Below are 16847 nucleotides of genomic sequence, written 5' to 3'. Positions count from 1 at the left end.
CCTCAGGCCTCCAGCAACCGTGGCACCCACTGTTGTTGGGGGATCGGTAAGTCACAGGACTGCCCACGCCCCATCGGGAAGTAATCGAAGCCCTTGCGCGCCAGGCGCTCGGCGTCATACAGGTTGCGCCCGTCAAAGATCACCGGAGCCTTGAGGCGCGCGTGCAGCAGGTCGAAGTCCGGGGCCTTGAATTGCTGCCACTCGGTGCAGATGATCAAGGCATCGGCGCCGCCCAGGGTCGATTCCGGGGTGCCCATCAGCATCAGGCGCGGATCATCGCCGTACAGTTTCTGGGTTTCCTGCATGGCCTCGGGGTCGAAGGCCCGCACGTTGGCCCCGGCGGCCCACAGCGACTCCATCAGCACGCGGCTGGGCGCATCGCGCATGTCGTCGGTGTTGGGCTTGAACGCCAGGCCCCACAAGGCGAAGGTCTTGCCGCGCAGTTCGCCTTTGTAGAACGCCCGGATCCGCTCGAACAGTTTGCTTTTCTGGCGCTGGTTGATGGCTTCCACCGCTTCGAGCAGGTCACTGGAGCAATTGGCCTGCTGGGCGCTGTGGATCAAGGCGCGCATATCCTTGGGGAAGCACGAGCCGCCGTAGCCGCAGCCCGGGTAGATAAAGTGGTAGCCAATCCGCGAATCGGCACCGATGCCCAGGCGCACCGACTCGATATCGGCCCCCAGGTGCTCGGCCAGTTCGGCGATCTGGTTGATAAAGCTGATCTTGGTGGCCAGCATGCAGTTGGCGGCGTACTTGGTCAGCTCGGCGCTGCGCACGTCCATGAAGATGATGCGGTCGTGGTTGCGGTTGAAGGGCGCGTACAGGTCGCGCATCACCTCGCGTACTTCCTCGCGCTCGCAGCCGATGATGATCCGGTCGGGGCGCCGGCAGTCAGCCACGGCGGAGCCTTCCTTGAGGAATTCCGGGTTGGAGACGATATCGAACACCAGGCTGCGCCCGGCCAGAGCCTTGTCGATATGGGCCCGCAGGGTGTCGCCGGTGCCCACCGGGACCGTGGATTTTTCCACCAGGATCACCGGTTCGACGCGGTGGCGGGCCACCGCATCGCCCACCGACAACACGTATTTCAAGTCCGCCGAGCCGTCTTCGTCCGACGGTGTACCGACCGCGATAAACAGCACTTCGCCATGCTCGACCGCGAGTTTTTCCTGGCTGGTGAAGGTCAGCCGGCCGTTCTCCAGGTTTTCCCGCACCAGGCTGGCCAGCCCCGGCTCGAAAATACTCACATGGCCCTGTTGCAACAGGCGCACCTTGTTTTCGTCAACGTCCATGCAGATCACATCGTGACCGACTTCGGCCAATACGGTGGCCTGTACCAGGCCAACGTAACCACTACCAAATACGCTGATTTTCATGGGGTATTCCTGGGGCTTATAGGGCCGATACGACGGGAGTTGATGGTCAGGACGCCAAGGATGACCAGGGCCACCCCCAAGGTCCGCGACAGGGAAAAGGGTTCGTTGAAGCCCGGCAGGCTGGCCGCCAGCAGGTACACCAGGACGTAGCTGATACTCAGCAACGAATAGGCGCGGCCCAAGGGCAGGTGCTGCAATGCGCCGAGCCAGCAGAGCATCGACAGGGCGTAGGCCACGATAGCCAGGGCCACCACGCTCAGCGCCTGGGGATCAACCAGCGGAGCGTTGAGCCACTCGGCCGGCAAGGGCAGGCGTGTCATGCTCCAGCGCATGCCCAACTGGGCCGCACTGACTAGCGCCACGCTGGATAACGCCAGGGTGAAACCGCGTAACCGGCTCATACCTGGCCTCCCAGCAGCAGCACGCCGCCCATCACCAGGGCCACGCCGATCCAGTGGCGGCGATCCACCGGCTCATGGAACACAAAGCGCGCCACCAGGGTGATCAATACAAAATTCAAGCTGAGCATCGGGTAGGCAATCCCCACCTCCAGGCGTTGCAGCACCAACAGCCACACCAGCAGGCCCAGGCCCAGGCACAGCAGCGCCAGCCACAGCCACGGCGAGCGCAGTTTCAAGGCCCAGCCAGCCGGCTGCCCACGCCAGCCTTCCACGGCATACTTTTGCGCGATCTGGCCCAGGCAGGTCAGCAGGCACGCGGCCAGGAGCAGCAGCAGGGTGATCAAGGCGCCACCTGTGGGAACACCAGGATCACCATGTTGCCTTGCTCATAGCGCTGGCCGTCCTTGGGCAATAACTCGACTTCGCGCACTTCGCTCTCGCCCTTGACCCGCATCACCACGCCCACCGAGCCCTGTTTACGGGCCTCGGTCATCCATTGCTGGACTTGCGCGGTGTCGACCCGGCGCGCAGCGCTGTCGGGGTAGGCCAGGCCGTATTTGACTTCGCCCTGGGTGTCGTACAGCGTCACGTCCGGGCGCTTGAGCCGCCACGCCAGGGCCGAGGCCGCGCCCAGGTCGTTACTCAGCAAACGCTGGGTGCCGGCCAGTGCTTGGGCGTGGTCGGCAATGAAGCGGTCCGGGGTCTTGTTATAAACCACCGACTGCGGCAACGCTGCCGGCACCAGGGCCACCAGCAACCAACTGCCCACGGCGGGCGCCGCCCACAGGCGCAGCGGGCGGGCGGCCTGCAACAGGTTGGCGATGATCCAGCCCAGCAACACGATAAACACCAGCACCAGGCTCGACAGCTCCTGCTGCGGGGTATAAACCGGCTTCTTCAATTGGAAATACACGATGGCCAGCAGGCCCACTACCCCGAGGATCAGGTTGAGCCAGCCATTGACCTGCAACACCCGGCCACGGGCCTGGGCCAGCTTGTCGGCCAGGGTATGGCCCATCAGCAATGCCAAAGGCAGCAGGCACGGCAGGATATAAGCCGGCAGCTTGCCCTTGCTCAAGCTGAAAAACGCCAGGGGCATCAACAGCCACAACAACAGGAAGCCGATCTTGTGCGTGCGTTTTTCCTGCCACGCCTGCTTCAGACTGGAGGGCAGCAGGGCCAGCCACGGCAAGCTGAAGGCGGCCAGCAAGGGCAGGTAGTACCACCAGGCCTCTTCATGCTGGGCATCCTCACCGGCAAACCGCTGGATGTGTTCGTGCCAGAAGAAGAAGTTCCAGTAGTCCGGTTCCTGGGCATGCACCATCAGCGCCCAGGGCAGGCTGACCCCAATTGCCACGGCCACCGCCACCAGGCCATGGCTCAGCAGTTCGCCAAAGCGCTTTTGCCAGATCATGTAGGGCAGGGCGATCAACACCGGCAGCAGCCACGCCAGAAAGCCCTTGGTCATGAACCCCATGGCGCAGGCAAACCCCAGCAAGGCCCAGGCGCCCAGGCGGGCGCGCCGGCTGTGGCTGTCGATACACAGCCACAAGGCCACCCCCGTCAGGTTCATCCAAAAGCTGAACTGCGGATCGAGGTTGGCGTAGCCGCCGGACATCGCCACGCTGACAAAACTCATGTACAGCACGGCGCTGACCAGGCTCTTGCGCGGGTCGTTCCACAGGCGCCGGGCCATGAAGTACACCAAAAGGATGCTCAAGCCCGTAGCCAGCGCAGAGGCCACGCGCACGCCAAACAGGTTCTGCCCGAACAGGGCCTGGCCCAGGGCGATCATCCAGTAACCGGCCGCCGGTTTTTCAAAATAACGGATGCCCATAAAGTGCGGAGACGCCCATTTGCCGGTCAGCAGCATTTCCTGGCTGATCTGCGCGTAGCGGGTTTCGTCCGGGATCCACAGGCCATGGGTGACCATCGGCAGCAGGTAACACAGGCCGAAGACCAACAGGAGCAGGGGCAGGGCCCAACGTCGGATCATGCCTTTTGCACTCCCAGCCAGCCTTCGCGGCCGTCGAGTACGCCGCGTGTCAGATGCGCCAGGGGCAGGCTCGCCGGGTCGGCCGGCAGCAAGTCGCCCAAGGGCTGGAATTGGATGCCGCGCTGCCCGGCCTGGGCGAGCAACTGGCGAAATTCATTGGCCATCAGAATCCCTTCTACTTCTGCGTGGATCGTATAGACGTTGAGTGTCGATTCGGTGAACCGATCAAGAATGAAGCCGTTGAAGTCCTTGGCCGCGACCTGTGGCCCGACCACTTCGTCGAAGGTCGGCAGGTCTACCGGGATCTGTGGCGTGCCGGCGCGGCCATCGGCGAGGAGCGGGCGGAACAGGCCGCTGCCGCGACAATCGCTGTTGTAGCGCAAGCCAAAGCCTTGCTTGGCCTGCACCACACGCTCATCGGCCCGCCAGCCGGCGGCGGCGGAACATTGCACCGGGGCGCCGAGGATATCGCCCAGGGTGTCGAGCCCACGGCGTACCTGCTCCACCAACTGCGCCTCGCTCCAGCGCCCGGCATTGGCCTGCCAGCCATGGTGATCCCAGGCATGCAGGCCCACTTCGTGCCCGGCCGCCCTGGCCTGGCGCATCAGGTGCCCCAGGTCGCGGCCAATCGGTTTGCCCGGCCAGGCGGTGCCGGCCAGCAGGATGTCCCAGCCATACAGCCCGGCCGCGTTGGAGCGCAGCATCTTCCACAGGAACTGCGGGCGGATCAGGCGCCACAAATGCCGGCCCATATTGTCCGGGCCGACACTGAAGAAGAACGTCGCCTTGATGCCGGCCTCATCCAGCAACTCCAGCAACCGTGGCACCCCATCACGGGTGCCGCGGTAGGTGTCGACGTCGATGCGCAAACCTGCCTTCATTATTTGCCCGCTTCGCGGGTCTGGGCGACTTCCAGCATCGCTTCACGCAGGAAGAAGTCCAGGGTGTTGCCGATGGTCTCGCTCATGGCCACGCTCGGCGCCCAGTTCAGCAGGCGCTTGGCGTTGGCAATGCTCGGTTTGCGGTGCGCCACATCCTGATAACCGGCGCCGTAGAACGCTTTGCTTTCCACTTCGCGAAAGCCGGCGAACGGTGGGAAGTTGCCACGCAGCGGATGGGCCTCGAACTGGCGCAGCAGTTCTTCGCCCAACTGGCGGATGCTGGCTTCGTTGTCCGGGTTGCCGATGTTGATGATCTGGCCGTTGCACACGTCGTTATCGTTGTCGATGATCCGCGCCAGGGCTTCGATGCCGTCGGCAATGTCGGTGAAGCAGCGTTTCTGCTCGCCGCCGTCAAACAGGCGGATTGGCGTGCCTTCCACCAGGTTGAGGATCAACTGGGTAATGGCGCGGGAGCTGCCGATACGCGCCGAGTCCAGGCGGTCGAGGCGCGGGCCCATCCAGTTGAACGGGCGGAACAGGGTGAAATTCAGGCCCTTGGCACCGTAGGCCCAGATCACCCGGTCCAGCAGTTGCTTGGAGACCGAGTAGATCCAGCGCTGCTTGTTGATCGGGCCGACCACCAGGTTGGAGGTGTCTTCGTCGAAGTTCTGGTCCTGGCACATGCCATACACTTCAGAAGTCGAGGGGAAGATCACGCGCTTGTTGTACTTGACGCAATAGCGCACCAGCTTGAGATTTTCTTCAAAGTCCAGCTCGAACACGCGCAACGGGTTGCGGGTGTATTCGATGGGCGTGGCAATGGCCACCAGCGGCAGGACCACGTCGCATTTCTTGATGTGGTACTCGATCCACTCGGAGTGAATGCTGATATCGCCTTCCACATAATGGAAGTTGGGGTGGCTGCGCAGGCGCTCGATGGCGTCGGAGCCGATATCCAGGCCATAGACCTCGTAGCGATCGTCACGCAGCAGACGCTCGGACAGGTGGTTGCCGATAAAGCCGTTGACCCCCAAGATCAACACCCGGGTGCGCCGTGGTTTACCGCCCGACTCGGCGCCGCGCAGGATCGAGCCGTCCACCAGGCCCAGTTCATCGGCCAGGGCCGGGCCGGTCAGGTACAGGCCATGGTCATTGCGCTGGCCGAAGTGGATGACCAGGGAGTCTTCACCGCAGGCAATGCGCAGTGGGTTGACGCTGATCACGCGCCCCGGCGCCTGGCCTTCATTGCCCTTAAGCACTTCGGCTTGCCACACGATCAACTTGTGCTCGCCCACCGCACAGAACGCGCCGGGGTACGGCTGGGTCACGGCACGTACCAGGTTGAACAACGTTTCTGCGGGTTTGCTCCACACAAGCTTGCCGTCCGCCGGGGTGCGGCGGCCAAAGCAGCTGGCCTGGCTTTCGTCCTGGGCGGTTTCGCGCAATTTGCCCTGGGCCAGTTGCGGCAGCGCGTCACGCAGCAACTGGGTGGCGGCCTCGCGCAGTTTGGCGTGGAGTGTCAGGCCGGTGTCGCTGCGTTCGATCATGACTTTTTGCTGGGCGAGAATCGCACCGGCGTCGGCACGCTTGACCATGCGGTGCAAGGTCACGCCGGTTTCGGTTTCGCCGTTGACCAGCACCCAGTTGGCCGGGGCGCGGCCACGGTATTTGGGCAGCAGCGAACCGTGCAGGTTGAACCCGCCCTGGCGCGCGGTGGCCAGCAGCGCCTCGCCCAGCAGGTTGCGGTAGTAGAACGAAAAGATGAAGTCCGGGTTCAGCTTGGCCACACGCTCGACCCACAGCGGGTGGTTGGCGTCTTCCGGGGCATGCACCGGGATGCCACGGCGTGCGCACAACTGGGCGACGGAACCGTAGAAGGTGTTTTCCTTGGGATCATCGGCATGGGTGAACACGGCAGCAATTTCGTAACCCGAATTGAGCAGGGCTTCGATGCCTGCACAGCCAATATCGTGGTAAGCGAAGACAACAGCTTTTGAACTCATGACTGAACCTGACTGGAAGAGGAAGGGGAAGACTGGGAGGAGGGCAGGCCATCGACGATGACCGTCGGGGCCGGCGTGGTGGGCGCGTTGCGCAGCACCTTTTCAATAAAGAAGCGTGGGCGGGCGCGCACATCGCTGTACATGCGGCCCAGGTATTCGCCCAACAGGCCCATGCCGATGAACTGGCCACCGGTAAACACAAACAGCACGGCGAACAGCACGAACAGGCCATCGCCGGCCCAATCGGCACCGAAGGCCAGGCGCATGATGATCAGGGAAAACGCAAACAGCATGCCCAGGGCCGCCAGGCTGAAGCCGACAATGGACAACAGGCGCAAGGGCGTGGTGGTCATGCAGGTCAGCAGGTCGAACATCAGGCTGATCAGGCGCATGGCGCTGTATTTGGACTCGCCATGTTCGCGCTCGGCGTGGTGCACCAGGATCTCGGTGGTATGGCGCGCAAAGCCGTTGGCCAGGATCGGGATAAAGGTGCTGCGTTCACGGCAGGCCAGCATGGCGTCAACGATGGTGCGTCGGTAGGCGCGCAGCATGCAGCCATAGTCGGTCATGGCCACGCCGGTGGAGCGCTGCACCGCCAGGTTGATCAGGCGCGAAGGCCAGCGGCGAAAGGCCGAATCCTGGCGATTGTTGCGCACGGTGGCGACTACGTCGTAGCCCAGGGCTGCTTGCTCGACCAGGCGCGGAATCTCTTCCGGTGGGTTTTGCAGGTCGGCATCGAGGGTAATCACCACCTCGCCCCGGCATTGCTCGAAACCGGCCATGATTGCCGCATGCTGGCCGTAGTTGCGGTTGAGGATCACTGCCACCACATGGCTGCCGGGCTCGCCTGCCGCGTCTTCCAGCAGTTGGGCGGAGGTGTCGCGGCTGCCGTCGTCCACCAGGATGATTTCATACTCATAGGCCAACTGCGCGCACGCAGCCCGGGTACGGCGCAGCAGTTCGGGCAGGCTCTGTTCTTCGTTGTACACCGGGATAACGATCGACACGCAATGAATAGGGTAGGGTTTCAAAGATTCATGACCTCGGGTTAGAGCAACTTTGAGCGTAGAGATGACAACCAACAATGGATGAAAGTGCAGGCAACTCATTAAAAAGAGCAGCTTGCAGAGCCGCCCTGAGTAAAGCCCATAACGGCCAAAGGTAAAGGATTATCAAGGAGTTAGTCATCAAAACACGACGCCCCCCAATGATTGCGGCCAAGGTTAAGCGTAAATTTGTCCAGCGAATATGAAAGGCAGATGAAAAACTCGTTTATTTGGTGGGCAGACAGCTAGTGTTCAGCTAGACAATAACGAGCGCAGACAAACGATAACGGTTTGCACCGTAGTCCTTATCTGTAAGTGTTTTGATGTGAACTCGGTGTGAATCAATCGGGTTTTCAATCCAGGGCGCCTGCAGAATCTTCTCTGCATCACCCGGCAAGTCCCGGTAAAATGAGCGATCTCTTGCCTGGGTAGTCGGATGAATAGCGTGCAGTTTTTACGCGGCCAGTTACGGCCGGCGTTGATGGTGGTGTGGATGACACTCGGGGCCGCCCATACCGCTGGGGCTGCCGGGGACGTCAGCCTGACGCCGCTGGCCCAGGTGCCTGCCGGGGTCGAGGTCCGGGGCCGGCAGGTGGCCGCCTATAGCTGGGATGACCGGCAAGGCCACAACCTGCTGGTACTCGCCGAGCAGGAAGCCGGCGAGCGCGATGACGACGGCACGCAATCGGCCTCGATCTATGCCGCCCAGTACCTGCTGGAGGGCGACCGCCCCAAGCGCCTGTGGATGCTGCATGACGATGTGCAGCGCTGCGAATTCGACGCTGGCCTGCACTTCGATAACGCCGCGACCCGCGTCACTGACCTGCTGGGTGACGGCCTGAGCCAGGTGACCGTGGGCTATTCGCGCACCTGCACCAGTGATGTCAGCCCCCGTGAGTTCAAGCTGATCATGCATATCGGCAAGGTGCACAAATACGGGCTACGTGGGGTCGACCGCCATGGCGCCAGTTGGTGGGACGAGGAAGCCGGCGCCCTGCGGGGTATGCCGCTGCCCACCGATTGCAGCGTTGCCGGGCAGCAGGCGTTGCTCAGCCAGTACCAGGAGCAGGGCACCGACCTGCCATTGCCCGGCTGCTACAACGACGAACATGACTTCGCCAAGGCACCCGCCAAGCTGCTGGTGTTTATGCGCCAGCAGTGGTTTGCGCTGATGCAAAAACAGGACGCCGACTGGAGCCAGCAACAGAGCCCGGCGCCCGCCGAGGATGAGCCCTAGTTTGGTATGCCGCGCCGACCTGCGTTAGACTCGGCGCTCGCCAAACCAATAAATACCGAGATTAAACATAGGCTTAGTCTCGATATTTAATCTCAAGGCTGATCTATTTTGACCGAGACTTCCCGCAACCCCCTGACCCTGTATCTGGCGCGCCTGGCGCCCTCCAGCCAATTGACCATGCGCTACGTGCTGCAAGATGCCGCCGACCGCCTGGGTTTTGAAGAACTCAACCTCGAAGATATCGACTGGCACCTGCTGCAACCCGAACACGTGATGGCCCTGGTCGCCGTATTGCGCGAAGACGGGTACGCGCCCAATACCTCATCGCTGTACGTCAACGCCGTGCGAGGGGTGATGAACGAAGCCTGGCGCATCAGCTTGATCAGCCAGGAGCACCTGCTGAAAATGCGCTCGGTCAAGGCCACCGCCGGCACCCGCTTGAGCCAGGGGCGTAACCTGCGCCGCACCTTGATCCGCGAACTGATGGATGCCTGCGCCGCCGACCCCAGGCCACAGGGTTTGCGGGATGCGGCGGTGATCGGGATCCTGTATGGCTCGGGGATGCGCAAATCAGAGTCGGTCAACCTCGACCTGGCCCAGGTGGACTTTGCAGAGCGCAGCCTGCGGGTGATCGGCAAGGGCAACAAAGAGCTGGTCAAGTACGCCCCGGCCTGGGCGTTTGCCAAGTTGCAGGCATGGCTGGAATATCGCCGTGAACATTTGAAGGAAGGGGAGCAAGACGATAGCTTCCTGTTCAACCGCATCCGCCGGGGCAGCCACATCACCCGCGAACGCATCACCAAACATGCGATTTACTACATCGCCCGCCAACGCGGCGAACAGGTGGGGGTAAAAATCATGCCCCATGACTTCCGGCGGTCGTTTATCACCCGGGTGATCGAGGAGCATGACCTGTCGATTGCACAGAAACTGGCGCACCACACCAATATCCAGACCACCGCCAGCTACGACGTGCGCGATGACAACGAGCGGCGGCGGGCGATTGATCGGTTTGATCTTTGACGTGTGCCTGGCTTTAAGATCAGCCGTGATAGCGGTGCTTGGGGCTCATTTTGAGAATCCTCTGATACTTGCATCAGATTACTCCGACTAAATTGGCATCGTTGTCCATGAGGACACGATTCCTTTCAAGCGGAGCACATCATGAACACCTCAAACAGCCTTATCGCGTCGATTTTTGCCGTCAGCGCCATGGCCTCCCAGTTCGCATCGGCGACGCCAACCACAGGTACCATTACCTTCACGGGTGCACTCGTTGCGGATACCTGCCTCATCGGCGGTGGCAGCAATGACCTCAGCGTGTCCCTGCCATCAGTCCAGACAACCAGTTTGGCCGCAGCGGGCCAGACCGCCGGCGATACGCCTTTCAGCATTGTACTGAGCGGTTGCTCGCCTTCAGTTCCCGTGCGCGCTTTTTTCAGCTCTGCCAGCAGCGGCATTGATGGTGCCACCGGACGCCTGAAAAATACTGGCCTGGCTACCAACGTACAAGTCCAATTGCTCAACAGCGCGAGCGCGCCAATTGCACTCAATAATGCAACTGCCGCGGCCCAGGGCGACACGCTGAAAACCACCAATGCAACGGGTGCTGCCACGCTGACCTACACCGCTCGTTACTTCGCAAGCGATGCCACAGGTGCAGGCTCGGTGAACTCCAGTGTGATGTACGAGATTGTCTACAACTAAGGCTAAGGCCCCAACCAGACCGCGTTGTATCGACACGGATGATCGCGATTGTTGTCGCCGCGCTCATCCAGCTTTCTCAGGCGACATCAGTGACAGGTCATGAACATCAAAAGCAAATTTTACGTCGTTCTGGGTGCCAGCCTGCTAGCGCTGGGGCTGGTGGCTGGTTCTTCTGCGAATGCATCGGTGGTGATTGCTGGAACCCGGGTTATCTATAACGCACCAGAGCACGAAACCACGTTGAAAATCAGCAACAAAGGCCAGGAGCCAGCACTGATTCAGGCGTGGGTGGACAACGGCGAGGCGAATGCAGAACCGTCTGAAATCGATGTTCCCTTTACCGTGACGCCTCCACTGGCACGCCTTGATCCGCAAAAGAGCCAGACGTTACGCATTTTCTACACCGGTGAGGCACTGCCCAAGAATAAAGAGTCGGTCTTCTGGCTTAACGTTCTGGAGGTTCCACCCAGGCCGGCTGCAGATAAAGAGGATAAAAACCACCTTCAGCTTGCTATCCGTTCTCGGATCAAACTGTTTTTCCGGCCTGCCGACCTCAAGGGTGATGCCGCACACACTCCGGGCAGCATCACCTGGCGCTTGATTCGGGATGCCGGAGGCAGCGCCCTGGAAGCGCATAACCCCAGCGTATTTCACGCCTCGTTCGCCAGTCTTGAGGTCGGCAGTGGAGGCAAGACGGCCACGTTTGAGGAGGGTGGCATGCTCGCCCCCGGCGAAACGCGCAGCTTCCCGTTGAAAGGGCAGGTTAGCTCGGGTATCGACGCCAAGGTCCACTACCGCGCGATTAATGATTACGGCGGTATCACCGAGGGGGATGCCAGCTTGATCAGTACTGCCAGCCAGGCCAAGTGACAAGGGCCTCTTACCGTCACTGACTGCTGACTGACCCTTCCCAAGAACTCCAGGAATTGCTGAACGATAGCTGCGTGTAGCGCTGCGACGGCTTTGCTGTTCCTGTCATTTCGGTAGTACTGCGATGCAAATCCGCGTGAGTCCTCGTTTGTCCCTTCGCCAAGGCTCGATCAGTCTTTTGATGCTGCTTTGTGTCAGTGGCCTGGTGGCCGCCGAACCGGCAAATACAGCGAAAGAAGTCCAGTTCAGCGATGACTTTCTGCGCGCCGGGAAACAGGCGATCGATACCCGCCGTTTTAGCAAGGGCAATGTGGCTCCGCCGGGACAGTATCGGGTCGATTTGTACGTCAACAAGAGTTGGCTGGCGAAGACCGACATTACCCTGCGGGCAGTGGGCGAGGACAAGGGCGATGCACAACCGTGCTTCGACCGTGATTTGCTTGAGCGGATCCATGTCGATCTTGGCAAGCTCAGCCCACAAGCCAGCGCGCTTCTGGCCCAAGGGAGCACATGCGCCTGGTTACCGATGTTGATTCCAGATGCCACGGCGGTGTTTGACTTCGGTGAGCAAAGGCTCGATATCAGCGTGCCCCAGATCGCCATGAGTCGCAGTGCTCGCGGTTATGTCGACCCGCAGTTCTGGGATGAGGGCGTGACGGCAGCGCGCCTTGGTTACAACGCGAACCTGTATCGCAGTGATTCGGCGGGCATGTCATCGACACAAAGCTATGTGGGATTAAATAGCGGCGTGAACATGGGGGCCTGGCGTCTTCGTCATGATGGCAACTATAGCCAGAGCCCTTATCTGGGGGGCAAGTATCAAAGTATCCAGACCAATCTGCAGCGCTCGGTGGCACCGCTCGACAGCCAGTTGGTGATCGGTCAGGCCTATACCGATGGGTCCATGTTCGAGAGTGTGGGATTGCGGGGTGTGCAACTGGCGACCGATGATCGTATGCGTCCCGACTCTCAACGTGGGTACGCACCGATCATTCACGGTATTGCCCGCAGCAACGCAGTGGTACAGATCCGCCAGAACGGCAATCTCATCTACGAAACCAACGTGGCCCCCGGCGCTTTTGAAATCAACGACCTATATCCCACCGGTTACGGGGGTGATCTTGAGGTCGTGGTGACTGAAGCCGACGGTAGCGTCCATCTATCCAAAGTACCGTATGCCGCCCCGGTAAACTCGGTTCGCGAGGGCGTCACACGCTACAGCTTGAGCAGTGGCAAGTATGACAATCCGGGCGTTGACGAGTCGCCTTGGCTGGTGCAAGGCACGCTTCAACACGGGTTTACCAACATGCTCACGGGCTATGGCGGTGTCAGGGTCGCAGAGGGCTATTCGGCGACGCTGGGCGGCATGGCGCTCAACACCCGTCTCGGTGCGTTCGGCGTGGACATCACACATGCCGTTGCCCAACTGTACAACCAACCTGGGCAGACAGGCCAAAGCGTGCGTTTGAGCTACAGCAAGCTCCTGGCACCGACCAATACCAATATTGCTGTCGCCGCCTACCGCTATTCAAGCAGCGGTTACCTCGATTTTCAGGACGCCGTGATGCTCAACGAGGCGCAACGCAAGGGTACGCCCCAGACCTGGGACTCGCTGATGCGCCGTCGCGGCCAAATGCAAGTCACTGTCAACCAGAGTCTGCCTGAGGGCTATGGCAACTTTTATGCTTCGGGTTCCAGCCAGGACTACTGGGATCGTAGCGGTCGCGATGTGCAATATCAGTTCGGCTACAACAACAACTACAAACAAGTGAGTTATAGCGTTTCGGCCTCCCGGCAGTTGGATATCACCCAGGATCGATGGGACAACACGCTGATGTTGACGATCGGTTTTACCCTTGGCTCCGGTGGGCACCCACTCTACTCGACAACGACCGTACAGAAGAGCTCTAGCGGTCATAGCAGCCTCCAGGAGGGGGTCAGTGGCACCTTGGGCAAGGACAACAATTTCAGTTACGGGATGAACGCCAGCCGTAGCGACAACCAGGGCGCCTCCGGCAGTACCAATATGGGAGGCAATGCCAGCTACATCTCTTCAATGGCTCGTGTCAGCGGCAGTGTCAGCCATAGCAGCGGCTACAGCCAGATGGGGGCCAGCCTGTCGGGAGGTGTGGTGGCTTATGACGGCGGTGTGGTGTTTACGCCAAGCCTGGGTGAGACCAGCGCCATCGTGGAAGCCGATGATGCCGTTGGTGCGCGCATCACCAACGCCAGCGGTTTACGCGTCGATCCATGGGGACATGCGGTGGTATCGGGCCTGACGCCTTATGCGCGAAACCAGGTGGAGATCGATCCGAAAGGCTTGCCCGTTAACGTAGAGATGAAGTCAACCATGGAGCAAGTGGCGCCGACCGCAGGGGCGGTGGTCAAGCTGAAATTTGAAACCGTCAATAGCGGTCGTGCGGTGTTCCTGCGCTTGACCACCGCGCAAGGCCAGTCGCTACCGTTCGGGGCGCAAGTGTTCGCGGCAGATGGCAGCACTATCGGGACGGTTGCGCAAGGCGGCCGCCTCATTGCACGAGGCCTGAAAACCGACAGCGGCGTGTTGAACGTCAAGTGGAGTGACGCGAGTCCGCACGCCTGTCGAGTGGATTACCAATTGCCAGCACGGGTCAAGGGCGACGAGCCGAGCACTGTCGCCATCAGCGCGGTTTGCCAACCCATTGCCGCAGACAGCGGCACTGCGACGCTGGCTAGCCAATCGAATGAGTAACGGGAGAGTCATGCTTGTGCAAACCCTCAATATGAACCAGACCGCTGTCAGCTTGCCAAGCCCGGCACTGGCTATTCGCGCCCATCTTCAACGCTGGATCCTCGCGGTGTCGTTGATCCTCTGTTGCGGTATCGCACAGGCTTATCAGTGTGGGGGCGGCTATGCGCTGGACCCGACTGTTCCCGTCACGATCGGTGGCAATGTCATCACCTCGTCGGCGGATACGCCAGTCAACGGCTGGATCGGTGACTGGTCGGGGTACAACAAAACATTCCGAAACTGGTGGTGCTATGCCTCTACGGGCGATGTGTTACGACCACAGCTCAGGGGCACCGGGCAACTGGCTTCACCGTCCTCGCTGACCCTTGACGGGGTCACTTACAGCGTGTTCAAGACCGGGGTCAGCGGGCTTGGCATCGTATTTCAATGGCATCCGATCTACGGGACTGCCGATAGCTCGGGAAATTACACCGGTACGGTCTATGAGCCAGCCACTGATGTGCCGTTGACCAACACGTATAACAATTCAGCACCGGCCTGGAACTTCTCACTGGCGTACCAACAAACGGATATCGGCATTGCAATCAGTGCACGCTACGTCAAGATCGGCCCCATTGCCGCAGGAAGCACCCTCGTTGCGCAAAGTGCTGTGACCATTGGTACTACTACGATTCAATACAACGGGGCTGTATTCGGTACGAACAACATCACCTTGACCCAGCTCAAATCCACATTTCCAGTTCTTGGTTGTACACCCACGACCAACGTATCCGTGAATATGGGGGTCCATTCGGCATCAGAGTTTAAGGGCGTCGGCACGACTGTCGGAAAACGCAGCTTCACTCTCCCATTGAACGATTGCCCGGCGGGTATTGGCACGATCAGGTTCACTTTGCACCCGGTCAGTGGCAGCGTCGGGGACATCGCAAACGGTGTCGCACAGTTGACACCGGGGGCAGGGGCGGCCAGTGGGATCGGCTTGCAAATCACGACGACGCAAGCAGGGACCGTGGTCGGGTTTGAGATGAACTATCGCTTTTCCGGTTACACCGGGATGGCGGGTAATTATCAGATCGGACTGGACGCGGCCTATTACCAGACACAGGCCAATGTCACTGCGGGCACGGCCAACTCACTGATCGAGTTCACCATTGACTATCAGTAAAAGGCATATTGCGAACTGTCTCATTTTTACCCGTCAGACCAACGCTTAGGCTAAGGGCATGTCGATCGTGCATGCAGGACACAAGCAGGGCGCATGCAGGAATACTTAACCAGTAACGGGTAACCCACCGAGGGCAATGTATGAGTCAGTACGATGCATCGAACAGACACAGAGCAGAGTCAACCTCTGTACTTTTGGTCGAAGATCATGTTTTTCAGCGCGAATACGTGGCGCAACAATTGCGTACAGACATCGGCGTTGAGGTGGAGTGTGCTTCAAATGGCATTCAGGCCCTGGAGATGCTGAGGGTCAAGCGCTACGACTTGATTATCTGCGATCTGGCCATGCCCGACATGGACGGGATTGTATTTATCAAGCGCCTGGCGGAGCTGAACGAAAAGCCAGATCTTGTCGTGCTTTCGTCACAACCCGTCGCGCTTATTCAGTTGGTAGAGCGCCTGGCCAGCTCATTGGGTTTCAGGCAGTTGAGTGCATTGAGCAAACCGCTTGATACGGGCGAGCTCAGCGCTGCCATGCGTGGTTTCGATAGCACACGTAGCCTGTTGGCCGTGGCGTCGCCCGGCGCAGTCTCATCACCGATGCCCACTGACTCTGTGGACGTGCTGGAAGGGTTGATCGGCAAACAGTTTACCGCGTGGTATCAGCCGCAACATGATCTTGAGACCTCCAGGATCGTTGGGGTCGAGGTGCTGGCGCGCTGGAATCATCCTTCAAGAGGCATTCTGTTGCCCTCGGTATTCTTGAACACCATCATCTCGTCGGGCTGGATCAACCACCTTAACTCGATGCTGTTGGAAAAAGCCCTGAGGGCCCAGAGTGCTTGGCGCAAGATGGGCTGGCCGCTCACCTTGTCGTTTAACATTCCTGTTTCATTGCTCGCGGAGGAGTCGCTTCCCGAGCGTTTACTGGCGATTGTCGAACAGTGTGGAGGCGACCCGGCGACACTGATGCTGGAGTTGACCGAGACGACCGAGACCGACGACTACAGTGACTACCTTGCAGGGGCGGCACGCCTCAAATTAAAGGGCTTCAAGTTGTCTATTGACGATTATGGGACAGGGTACTCGTCGCTGTTGAATTTGATGTCGGTACCCTTCGACGAAATCAAGATAGATCGTGTATTTGTTCACGGTGCACATAAGAACCCTGTCACTCAGGCCGCCCTTGAAAGCAGCCTTTCCCTGGCTGAACGGTTAAATATAAAAGTGGTTGCAGAGGGCGTTGAAGACCCTCAGGACTTGGCGCTGCTTAAAAAACTGGGCTGCCGTACTGTGCAAGGTTATCTGTTTAGCAAACCCATGACGGCGTCGGCGCTGGAGCAGCGGTTGCTTGGTTGAATGGTGGAGGGGCGAAGCCTGCGGCCTCCTGTTTTTTGCTTGAGTTTAAGAATCCTCTCATTCTAGAGGTTTGGTT

14 protein-coding genes are annotated in these 16847 nt (G+C 60.0%); 7 read left to right on the top strand and 7 right to left on the bottom strand.

Going from position 1 to position 16847, the window contains the following annotated elements; translation table 11 throughout:
* Positions 1–2: 2 nt before the first annotated feature.
* From AO268_RS29215 to arnC, 7 genes are read right to left on the bottom strand one after another with little or no spacing between them, the layout of a single operon-like run.
* On the bottom strand, positions 3–1376 hold the full coding sequence (locus AO268_RS29215) for a UDP-glucose dehydrogenase family protein (RefSeq protein ID WP_099170669.1): 1374 nt from the start codon (positions 1374–1376) through the stop codon (positions 3–5).
* Positions 1373–1777 (bottom strand): 4-amino-4-deoxy-L-arabinose-phosphoundecaprenol flippase subunit ArnF, encoded by a 405-nt coding sequence (gene arnF, locus AO268_RS29210; protein WP_099170668.1) that lies wholly within the window; start codon positions 1775–1777, stop codon positions 1373–1375. The genes AO268_RS29215 and arnF overlap by 4 nt, the downstream gene beginning before the upstream one ends.
* A complete protein-coding gene (gene arnE / locus AO268_RS29205) occupies positions 1774–2121 on the bottom strand; it encodes a 4-amino-4-deoxy-L-arabinose-phosphoundecaprenol flippase subunit ArnE (protein WP_076960973.1) in 348 nt (115 codons plus the stop codon). Before arnE ends, arnF begins: the two co-directional genes overlap by 4 nt.
* Positions 2118–3773 (bottom strand): lipid IV(A) 4-amino-4-deoxy-L-arabinosyltransferase, encoded by a 1656-nt coding sequence (gene arnT / locus AO268_RS29200; protein WP_099170667.1) that lies wholly within the window; start codon positions 3771–3773, stop codon positions 2118–2120. Before arnT ends, arnE begins: the two co-directional genes overlap by 4 nt.
* Positions 3770–4657 carry a 4-deoxy-4-formamido-L-arabinose-phosphoundecaprenol deformylase gene (arnD, locus tag AO268_RS29195; RefSeq protein WP_373562160.1) on the bottom strand — a complete coding sequence of 296 codons (888 nt, stop codon included), beginning with the start codon at positions 4655–4657 and terminating at the stop codon, positions 3770–3772. Before arnD ends, arnT begins: the two co-directional genes overlap by 4 nt.
* On the bottom strand, positions 4654–6657 hold the full coding sequence (gene arnA, locus AO268_RS29190; RefSeq protein WP_099170665.1) for a bifunctional UDP-4-amino-4-deoxy-L-arabinose formyltransferase/UDP-glucuronic acid oxidase ArnA: 2004 nt from the start codon (positions 6655–6657) through the stop codon (positions 4654–4656). Before arnA ends, arnD begins: the two co-directional genes overlap by 4 nt.
* Positions 6654–7688: an undecaprenyl-phosphate 4-deoxy-4-formamido-L-arabinose transferase gene (gene arnC, locus AO268_RS29185; RefSeq protein WP_076960969.1), complete on the bottom strand. Its 1035-nt coding sequence runs from the start codon at positions 7686–7688 to the stop codon at positions 6654–6656. Before arnC ends, arnA begins: the two co-directional genes overlap by 4 nt.
* 451 nt (positions 7689–8139) lie before the next feature.
* On the opposite strand from arnC, the gene AO268_RS29180 reads away from it, so the two are divergent.
* The 7 genes from AO268_RS29180 (at position 8140) to AO268_RS29150 (ending at position 16771) form a co-directional block, all read left to right on the top strand.
* Positions 8140–8940: a M949_RS01915 family surface polysaccharide biosynthesis protein gene (locus tag AO268_RS29180; RefSeq protein WP_099170664.1), complete on the top strand. Its 801-nt coding sequence runs from the start codon at positions 8140–8142 to the stop codon at positions 8938–8940.
* Positions 8941–9048: 108 nt separating this feature from the next.
* Positions 9049–9963 carry a site-specific integrase gene (locus AO268_RS29175; RefSeq protein WP_099170663.1) on the top strand — a complete coding sequence of 305 codons (915 nt, stop codon included), beginning with the start codon at positions 9049–9051 and terminating at the stop codon, positions 9961–9963.
* 141 nt (positions 9964–10104) lie between these two features.
* Positions 10105–10647 (top strand): fimbrial protein, encoded by a 543-nt coding sequence (locus tag AO268_RS29170; protein ID WP_076960966.1) that lies wholly within the window; start codon positions 10105–10107, stop codon positions 10645–10647.
* Between the two features lie 99 nt (positions 10648–10746).
* The gene (locus AO268_RS29165) at positions 10747–11517 is read left to right on the top strand and encodes a fimbria/pilus periplasmic chaperone (protein WP_099170662.1); all 771 of its coding nucleotides are present in this window, start codon (positions 10747–10749) and stop codon (positions 11515–11517) included.
* 148 nt (positions 11518–11665) lie between these two features.
* Entirely contained in the window at positions 11666–14248 is a 2583-nt protein-coding gene (locus tag AO268_RS29160; RefSeq protein ID WP_218927893.1) for a fimbria/pilus outer membrane usher protein, read from the top strand.
* Positions 14249–14258: 10 nt separating this feature from the next.
* The gene (locus AO268_RS29155; RefSeq protein ID WP_099170660.1) at positions 14259–15413 is read left to right on the top strand and encodes a fimbrial protein; all 1155 of its coding nucleotides are present in this window, start codon (positions 14259–14261) and stop codon (positions 15411–15413) included.
* Positions 15414–15553: 140 nt separating this feature from the next.
* Positions 15554–16771 (top strand): EAL domain-containing response regulator, encoded by a 1218-nt coding sequence (locus tag AO268_RS29150; RefSeq protein WP_076960963.1) that lies wholly within the window; start codon positions 15554–15556, stop codon positions 16769–16771.
* Positions 16772–16847: the final 76 nt, after the last annotated feature.

Origin of the sequence: Pseudomonas sp. ICMP 8385, assembly GCF_002699915.1 — a bacterium.
Lineage (GTDB): Bacteria > Pseudomonadota > Gammaproteobacteria > Pseudomonadales > Pseudomonadaceae > Aquipseudomonas > Aquipseudomonas gessardii.
Note: the sequence above shows the minus strand (reverse complement) of the source record. Positions and strands in the feature narration are given on the sequence as shown.

Bases quoted from the DNA above. Each gene is read 5' to 3' on its own strand.
- AO268_RS29180 (WP_099170664.1), top strand. From the start codon at position 8,140: ATGAATAGCGTGCAGTTTTTACGCGGCCAGTTACGGCCGGCGTTGATG.
- AO268_RS29155 (WP_099170660.1), top strand. From the start codon at position 14,259: ATGCTTGTGCAAACCCTCAATATGAACCAGACCGCTGTCAGCTTGCCA.
- arnT (WP_099170667.1), bottom strand. From the start codon at position 3,773: ATGATCCGACGTTGGGCCCTGCCCCTGCTCCTGTTGGTCTTCGGCCTG.
- arnA (WP_099170665.1), bottom strand. From the start codon at position 6,657: ATGAGTTCAAAAGCTGTTGTCTTCGCTTACCACGATATTGGCTGTGCA.
- AO268_RS29150 (WP_076960963.1), top strand. From the start codon at position 15,554: ATGAGTCAGTACGATGCATCGAACAGACACAGAGCAGAGTCAACCTCT.
- arnF (WP_099170668.1), bottom strand. From the start codon at position 1,777: ATGAGCCGGTTACGCGGTTTCACCCTGGCGTTATCCAGCGTGGCGCTA.
- AO268_RS29215 (WP_099170669.1), bottom strand. From the start codon at position 1,376: ATGAAAATCAGCGTATTTGGTAGTGGTTACGTTGGCCTGGTACAGGCC.
- AO268_RS29165 (WP_099170662.1), top strand. From the start codon at position 10,747: ATGAACATCAAAAGCAAATTTTACGTCGTTCTGGGTGCCAGCCTGCTA.
- AO268_RS29170 (WP_076960966.1), top strand. From the start codon at position 10,105: ATGAACACCTCAAACAGCCTTATCGCGTCGATTTTTGCCGTCAGCGCC.